The 8,289-nt window shown below is 49.8% G+C and carries 7 protein-coding genes; 5 read left to right on the top strand and 2 right to left on the bottom strand.

The annotated features are described in order from the left end of the window. The 4 genes from KDK14_RS03530 to KDK14_RS03545 all read left to right on the top strand — a co-directional run. Positions 1 to 244: hypothetical protein (locus KDK14_RS03530; RefSeq protein WP_257263640.1), on the top strand; the 244-nt coding region annotated here is incomplete at its 5' end. A 55-nt stretch (positions 245 to 299) separates the two neighbouring features. Next, on the top strand, positions 300 to 1,454 hold the full coding sequence (locus KDK14_RS03535) for a low-density lipoprotein receptor class A repeat-containing protein (protein WP_257263641.1): 1,155 nt from the start codon (positions 300 to 302) through the stop codon (positions 1,452 to 1,454). A gap of 200 nt (positions 1,455 to 1,654) precedes the next feature. Beyond that, entirely contained in the window at positions 1,655 to 4,279 is a 2,625-nt protein-coding gene (locus KDK14_RS03540; protein ID WP_257263642.1) for a hypothetical protein, read from the top strand. Then, positions 4,269 to 4,469 carry a hypothetical protein gene (locus tag KDK14_RS03545; protein ID WP_257263643.1) on the top strand — a complete coding sequence of 67 codons (201 nt, stop codon included), beginning with the start codon at positions 4,269 to 4,271 and terminating at the stop codon, positions 4,467 to 4,469. The genes KDK14_RS03540 and KDK14_RS03545 overlap by 11 nt, the downstream gene beginning before the upstream one ends. Here KDK14_RS03545 and KDK14_RS03550 read toward each other — a convergent pair. Beyond that, positions 4,466 to 5,428, bottom strand: coding sequence for an HAD-IIA family hydrolase (locus KDK14_RS03550; protein WP_257263644.1), 963 nt, complete (start codon positions 5,426 to 5,428; stop codon positions 4,466 to 4,468). The two genes, KDK14_RS03545 and KDK14_RS03550, sit on opposite strands and share 4 nt — an antisense overlap. 77 nt (positions 5,429 to 5,505) lie before the next feature. Between KDK14_RS03550 and KDK14_RS03555 the strand changes: the two genes are divergently transcribed. Further along, a complete protein-coding gene (locus KDK14_RS03555) occupies positions 5,506 to 7,125 on the top strand; it encodes a S1C family serine protease (protein WP_257263645.1) in 1,620 nt (539 codons plus the stop codon). A gap of 27 nt (positions 7,126 to 7,152) precedes the next feature. Here KDK14_RS03555 and KDK14_RS03560 read toward each other — a convergent pair. Further along, the coding region (locus KDK14_RS03560; protein WP_257263646.1) for a hypothetical protein at positions 7,153 to 8,289 on the bottom strand (1,137 nt) is incomplete at its 5' end.

The following is an 8,289-nucleotide window of genomic DNA, read 5'->3' on the forward strand; positions in this document are numbered from 1 at the left end:
CTACGGGCGCTATTCTCGGACAGCCTCCCAGGAATTGTCTTTTAATAAGTTTCCGATTTCCGTTCACCCTGAGCTTGTCAAGGGTCGTGCCACCGAACTTCGACAAGCTCGATCCAGTCAGGCAATGAAAATAGGGAAGTTATTTCCAGACAGCTCCTCTTGGCCGGGATATTTCATAAACTGTCCTGAAATAACTGCCACATTGCTACAGACGCTATCTGCTGCCCGCGATCCGAAAAGCTGAGCCGGTTGTACTCTTTTCGGGCAGCGGGCGGCAATATTTTCCCGGACTGAGTCAAATGACGAAGTTATTCCGGGACCAATCCCAAGTACGATGTGAACTTGACCGTTATTTGATGGTCCAAAGTTCATCTCACCCTATGCAGGTCCTGACCCCCATGCAACCCATTGCCAGTCAGCTTCCATCACCCCCGTCCGCCCCAAAGGCCATTGTCCGGGATACTGTTTGTCGCCATCGAAGCAGTGACAAGAGCAGAACCATCTCGACGATACCTGCCAGTCCGTTAATATATCCGGGCAACAAGGCCCGGGGGTGGGCCCTGTCCGATTATCGGGTCTGCCAGTTCGCCAGAGGCGCCATGCAAGCCGGCAACAGCCTGATGCGCAGTGTGGCGGGTTTTGCCTTTCAGCAAGTAATGGAGTCACCGGAGGTGGGTCTTGTCTGTCCGGGATTAAAAGAGAGCCTGGTGGTTCTGTTGGCATTGCCGACGATGGTCTCGGGTTATCCTATGAAGGCATGTGGCGATGGAAAATTGCAGTGCCTCCATGAGCCTCACCGATGCATTCCAAAAACTGATGTGTGTAACGGCTACCCTGACTGTCCTGATCAATCAGACGAGCGCTTTTTCTATTGTCCAGAAAGAACCAAATGTGAAGTGGAGGATGCCTTTCTTTGCAACAACAGTAAAATATGTGTCCCTTTTAGTCGGCAGTGCGACGGTTATAACGATTGCCTCGATTGGTCAGATGAATCCCCGGCTTTATGTCCTCCCACCACGCAGACACCTGAAAGCAGCACTGCGATCACAGCATCTTCCAGTACATACCTTCAAGCGGGTCCCTTTTTCGGGTTACTTGTGGGTTTAAGCTGCGCATCCCTGGTGACTTGTTACTGTATTGTTGCCGTTCATCTGAGAGTCAGGACGATGCGGTCTGACAACCCTGAAGCCTCAACTTGTCAGCTTTTACAAATGGCCATAAGACAGCCGCATTATTATCGCCAGCATGCCCAGCCTGTTCCGGTTGATGCTCATGAGTATGCCATTGTGCCAGCCACAGGCCCGGGGCGTTCCGGGGAAGCTCAGCAGGTCTCCTGCCGGCAGGCAACGGAATTACCTTCCTGCCTGGAGGCAACGGAATTACCTTCCTACCTGCAGATAATGCGGGAAGCGCCCCCAACCTATGAAGAGGCCATTGCCGATACCCGGCTCTGACCGGTTAAAAAACCACGCCATACCAAAGTGTGTTGTCCGGGGAAGGCTCCAAACCGGAGCGCATGGTATTCAAAGCCCTTTTCCTGCGTTTTTGACACTTTCTGCCAGTCAAATCTGCTCTGAGTATGAAAGCCATTTGATTTCAGCCGATGATGGAGTACAGAAGCCAGGGTTTGACCAATAAAACACAGGATATAAACATGCCACAAGGGATTGAAGGCCAAAGACCGGTTGGGGTTAATAGTTCCAGTGAAAGTGGCACAGTAAAACCTGCTGAAGAAAGTCACAACGCCACCCACCGGGGGACACCGGTTTCCAGGGTTGGCAAGGTCGCTAAAAAGAGCCGGGCTCCGCAAGATGAGGTTGGTGAAAAAACGGATACTCCTATTCAGAATAGAGATATCAAAAAAACAGATGGCACTGGTCCATCAGGTCGCAACAGTGCTGCCAGGCAACGCAGAAGGGAAAAGATTCGTGCTGCAGGTGGCTTGAAATTAGACTCCTTTGTTGCAGAGGACATGAAAATAGCCCCCTCTGCCGCGGATCACAAAAATCAAGGCATCAAGACAAGCGAAGAGCTGGCCAGTATTGCCGAGGATTCCGGTATCAGTGAGGATGAAAGTATCGCTGGCCCACCCCACTCCCCCGGGGTCAACCATTGGGTGAAAGAGTACGATAGCGGTATTGAAGATGACGTAAGCTCGTTCAATGGCCGGACCACTCAAGAGCAAGAGCCAGCCATGTCAGCAACCGGAGTGGATGCCCGGGATCTGCCAGAAGGGCAGCCACTACCGACCCGACCTGAAAGTACCAAGTCTCTGAAAAAGCCACCAAAAAAGACCGCCAAAAAAAGAAGGCAAAAAAGGTCAGAGCTGGGCATCGATGATAAAGGCGGAGCAAGTCAACGGGCAAACTCTGATCCTGAAGGGCAAACCTTCCACCCGCCAAAGTATAATAAGTTGCTTAAGGAATCCAAGTCCTTGGCTAGAGATGTAGAAAAGGTGGATGAAAATCAGGGCAAGCAGCAAAGTGACTATTTAGCTGAGCTTGACCGGCTTAAAGCTGTGTATGCCGAAAATATCCATGATGATGACCGTAAAATTGAACATTACCTGGCCAGTGACAAGGCTTTCACGGATATTTCCAAGGGAAAAAAACGACTGAAACAGGAACTGAAACCGAAACCCTTGAAAGATGGTGTGAAGTGGGTCCACCAGGGGGCGGGTAAGACTTTCCAGGAATTTATCGACCGGGCCATTCACCAGAAAAGACCGCTTCACCCGGTACGGCGCCCGCAAAAAACACCGGAAACGGCATCGGTAAAAGATTCTGTCACAGACCCTGTCTTGGCAAAGGTTGAAGGAGATTACAACGGCACCGAGGAGCTGGTGAAAAACCTTCAGTCTGAAGTGCCGTCATCGCCTGCCTGGCAATATGTCGCCGCTAAAAAAGTGTTTCGTGAAGAACTGGAAAACACCGGGCTGGCAAAGGATTTAATGGAAGAAACCCACCGTTTACAGCAGCAAATCCAGACAGTAAAAGCCACGGTGTTTGAGCGGCTGGAAATTCTGGATCATGTGGATAGGGCGCCATTAGCTGATCCATATATTACCAATCGTGCCTATGTTTCTGCCCTTGAGGCTGCCTTTGACACAATAGGAATGGAGCCTTCTGAAGCACGGGAACATCTGGCAAACCACCCGGCAATGAAAAAACATCTGGAAGGAATGCGTTATCGGGAAGAACAGGAACCCCCGGAATGCCTGGCGTATCTAAACAAACTGGATGAAATGGAGCATCTCAATGACAAGGCGTATCTGGAAAAGCTCAAAGACCTGGAAAATCCGCGATTCAAGCGTGGTTTCAGTGACGGGTTCAGGCTTAAATGGCTGGCAAAACACCTCTCACAGACATTTCGGCGTTATTCAGAGAAAACCGTATTGCACCAGGCCTTCAGGGATAATATGAAGGATTTATTGGATACGCTCAATACGCGGGAACACAATATTGGTTGCAAGCTTAAATCAAGTGCAGACAGTTATAAAGAACAGTGCAGTAAGTTAAGGAAAGCCAAAGATCATTTAAAACAAAAGCTGGCAGATTACCAGGAAAGCGGTGAAGGTGGTATCGATATACGCAAGCAGAAAGAAGTGCTGGCCAATGCCAAAGATCTCATGGATTCGATGAAGCCGGTGTACGAACAGATCAAGCTGGTCACCAGCTATCCAGATCCGCAGATGGAGTGCGCCTGGCGGGAGAAGCAGTGTTCCGACCTGGATAAGCAACACGAGTCTGTTCAGAAATCGATTCAGGAATGTCAGAAAAAGCTTGATAAAGCCAAAAGCAAAGGCAAGCTGATAGCGGATATTCAGAATAAAATGAAGACTCTGCAAACAGAGTTGACTACCATTAACCAAAAATCCACGAAGCTTAAAGAGGAATATAAAGAATTTCGTATAGCGTTAAACCGGTATTATAGAATTAAATTGGATATGGATATCAAGCTGGTCACCGGTTATGCAAATCCAAAGCAGGAGTGTGACGCGCTAAAGAAGCAATATGCCACTGAGGATAAGCAGCATGCTTCCGTTCAAAAATTGATTAAAAAGTGTCGGGAAAAGCTTGAAAAAGCCGAACGCAAAGGTGGTGAGCTGGAGAATTTTCAGAAAGAATTGGCTGAACTTGAAAGTCAGTCTGCGAATCATGAAAAAAATTCGGCTAAATTTAAAAGCGATTATGCACAACTTAGCCAAGCGTTAAAACGGTTGGACACCATTCAATTGGACTTGAATAATCAGCAACCGGACACGGGGGATGACCAATAATCACTCCCAAAGCCTTGCACAACAGCTTGCACAACAAGGCATCGACAACTGCCCCTGCATGATCAAAAGCATGATCAAAACTTACACCATCCAGGTAGTCGCACGAAAACACAAGGTAAGCCACATCCGTATGCCGGGCGCAGCTCACATAAAAAACTTTGTGTCTTTGTGCCTTTGTGGTTCCCTTTAAGGCCTTTGGCAACCCACGAGGCCCGGCGCCACATAGTGAGGGCTTATGCCCGTGCTGGCAATCACTGCCATAATATCCTCATCCTGGTAGACCCCGCATTGCAGCAGCAATGTTTTGAATCCCATGGCATTGCCGCCCAGAATATCGGTATAAAGCGTATCCCCCACCATCAGGACCCTGGACGGGTCAGTAATCTGGTGTTGCTCAATTGCCATGGAAAAAATGGCAGGATCCGGTTTACCGAACAACGTCGGTTTTGCCTTTTGAATCGTTTGTTCTACCAGGTCGGCAATAAAGTAACCCGGTGTTGCCGTGACATGATCACCATGGGGTGCGCCGATGTCCGGGTTGCCGACCAGCAGTTCAAACTGACGCCCATTGGCGGTATTGACCATGTTCTCCTGCATTTTTGCCGTCCAGCCTGCACCGGTCAGGAACAGCAGGGTATCGATACCTTCCGGGATCTCTCCATTACAGCCATTAAGCCGGACCATACCTTCCAGCAGGTGGTTGGAAGGGTGTTCCATAGGAGCAATAACAGCAATACGGCCCCGGTCCGTAAGGCCCTTAAGGTACTGCTCGGTGATATCAAGGCTGGTCAGTACTTCATCTGCGGTAAAATCAAATCCCCGGGATTGATACTTTTCTGCGGCTAACGACCGGTTGGTCAGGGTATCGTTGGAAACCACGCAAAATGGGATTTTGTTTGCCCTTAGCTGCTTGATTGCCTCAACAGCACCTTCAATGGGCGTGCTGCCACGGCAGAGGACACCGTAGGAATCGAGCAGGATCAGGTCAAATTGATCCATGATATCCGCCAGTCCGGCAATAAACTCAGGGGCAGGCCGGGTGGTGGCAATGGCTGGATACCAGTCAGGATGACGGGCATAAATCTCGTTCAGGAAATCCGGGGAAAGAACAATCATGGAACACTGCCTGGTGCTGAAGGGGAACGTCATTCAATGCACCTGATTATATCAGATCTTCAATGGATAAAAGCCTTTCATGACCCCGAGTCATGCAGAATATTTTTTTTGTGCTAATTTCAAGAGTTATTTCTCTGGCCGTTGAGGTGTTTGGTGTGAGACTCAATTGTATTGTTAAAGCTATCTGTTTTCTGTTGCTTGCCGTCTCGATCCATGGCAACACCGCCGGTCCGGCCGTGTCGGGTTCTTTTTATTCGGAAGATCAGGGCGTCAGGGATTCGATCATCAAAATCTATACCTCATTTAATCAATATGACCATCAGAATCCATGGAGCAACCTTGGCCCAAGGCAGAAGTATGGTTCCGGTGCGATTATCCAGCTGCCAGGCAGTGGCCAGCGGGTGATACTGACCAACAGTCACGTTATCAGTTCCCATACTTTTATTGAAGGCAGGAAAAATGGTCAGACGGACCGTTACAAGCTCAAGCCCTTGTGGGTTTCCCACGAGTTGGATCTGGCCTTGCTGGTACCCTTCCATGACCATGAGAAAGCGCTGTTTTTCAGCGGTACCATGCCTATCCCCCTGGGTGAACTTCCGCCCCTGCAAACGGATTTGATGCTGCTTGGCTATCCCATTGGTGGCGATACCATCAGTGCCACCAAAGGGGTTTTGTCCCGTCTGGAATACCAACCTTACAGTCATTCCGGCTTCTCATTTCTGGCCGGACAAATTGATGCCGCCAGTAACCCGGGCAACAGTGGTGGCCCTGCCGTGGTCAATGGCCAGATCATTGGTGTGTTAATGCAGGGATACAGTCCCTTTGAAGCCAGCAATATCGCCCATATTGTGCCGGTAAATATCATCAGACACTTTTTGCAGGACATTGCTGATGGTTATTACACTGGCATTCCCAGCCTTGGTATTGAAACGGAAGAACTTGAAAATGGCTTTTTTAAAACCGTTTATGGCGTGAAAGAAAACAAGGGTGTTCTGGTTCGCCATGTTATTCCGGGTTCTGCGGCTGACGGTGTGCTGCAGCCCGATGATGTTATCCTGGAACTGGACGGGTACGACGTTGGCCATGACAAAACCATCGTGTTCCGGGGCAGTGAGCGGGTTTCCATGAATTATGCGGTGCACTCGCGGCAGGTTGGCGAGGAGCTTGGCGTCCGGGTCATTCGTGACAAGCAGGCGCTGGACCTGGTGGTTACCCTCACTCAGCCGGTCAACAATGACTTGTTGCTCGGGTTTGATGGCCAGGCTGCTCCTTCCTACTTTATTTATCAGGGTCTGGTGTTTACCACAGTGACCAGAGAGCTGCTGATGGGGGCTGGCCATGACCTGATTTCCTATGCAGGCTTTACGCCTATGTTGCTCAATAACTTTCGGTTTGCTGATGAAGATGAGGTAGTGGTTATCCTGAAGGTCCTGCCCCATGAGGCCAACCGGGGTTATCACAATATCTTTTTGCGAAGGGTTGACAGTGTCGGCTCTAAAAAAGTCAGAAACCTCAGGCAGCTGGTCAACTTGATCGAATCGGAAGAGCAGGATTTTCTGGAACTCAACACTGGCTACAAGGGGCTGGAGAAAATTGTGCTGAATACCCACTTGGCGGATATGGTAAATGAGGAGGTCATGTGGCTGAACGGCATTCAGCATGATCGCTCTAAAAACCTCCGTAGCAAAGTGTTGCAGATGGCAATACCTGCCAAAGTGCGGAAGTCATAAATGCTTAATGGCGGAAGTTGATTTATCTCAACTCCCGCCTGAATGATTCAGCTGTTTCAATATCTCAGTACACATTTTGGTCAGCCCGTTCTTTAACGTTATCAGTGGTAATGTCGAGTAATAGGCTCCAAGGATTATCTGGCCATTGATATCAAAAAAATTCGCAGTGCGTGAGCGGGTATAAGCGTCATCAGGATAGAGCGCTTCACTGAGATGCTGATCCTTCATGTGGTTCAGGTAGCAGTCAGTCGTCGGGTCATACTCATCCAGCCCGGGGGCATCCTGCTGCAATGCGGTCCAGTAAAGTATCTCCTGCGCGACCCGGTCAAGCCAGGCCTGATATTCATTATCATCCCGTCCAAGGAGAAACCGGAGGCTATTTGGCGTGGCTGTTGTGGGCATAAGCCCCGACAAAAAATGGTTGCAGGCCAATTCAACAAATGCGGCTGTTTCTTTTAGTGCCTGAGGGTTTTTGTAGTGATAACCGGCAAAGCTCTGGTGCAAGCGTGATCGTACCAGTACCGCCGATACGATGATTTCACAGATGCTGTTGGCCAGGGCAATACGCTGTGAGACTCTCGGCGGATAGCAGTTTTCAAGAGTGTCAATTTGCCGTAAACAGCTGTGGATATGACCAAAGGTTTCGTAATCGCCCAGGTCACGCATACCGCAGTGACCAAAATCAATCTTTTCGGTAGCGAGCGTGTTCCACGCTGCCAATTTGCCAGCGTGTACGTTGTCAGAGATCAGATTCATGGCCGAATGCAAGGCGACCCAGCCCCGACCGGAATTTGTATCGTGCAGACACTGCAGCATACTGGTCGGCACCAGCCCCATGCCGGTCATATAGCCCGCATCATGACAGGCTTTGAGGATACCCTGTTCCGGGCGCTCCCAAGGGCGGTCATCTACTGTTTCTGGCGTGTGGGCATACCGGGCATAGGCAGCAGGTGCTGTGTAGGAAAAAACATTGATGTATCGCTGGCCATGGTTTTCGGTAACCTCTACCTGGTCCTCAAACTGGTCAATCAGGCGCTCCAGTTCTTCGTGCAGGGGGAGTTGCATAAAGGACTGGTACGTCGGTAGCTCACTCTTGAATGCCAGCCCTTTGGTATTGCCGATAAATTGATAAAGCAAGCCCTCTCTGGCCAGCGTCTCAAGGGG

Source organism: Endozoicomonas sp. ONNA2, assembly GCF_024606365.1.
Classification (GTDB): domain Bacteria; phylum Pseudomonadota; class Gammaproteobacteria; order Pseudomonadales; family Endozoicomonadaceae; genus Endozoicomonas.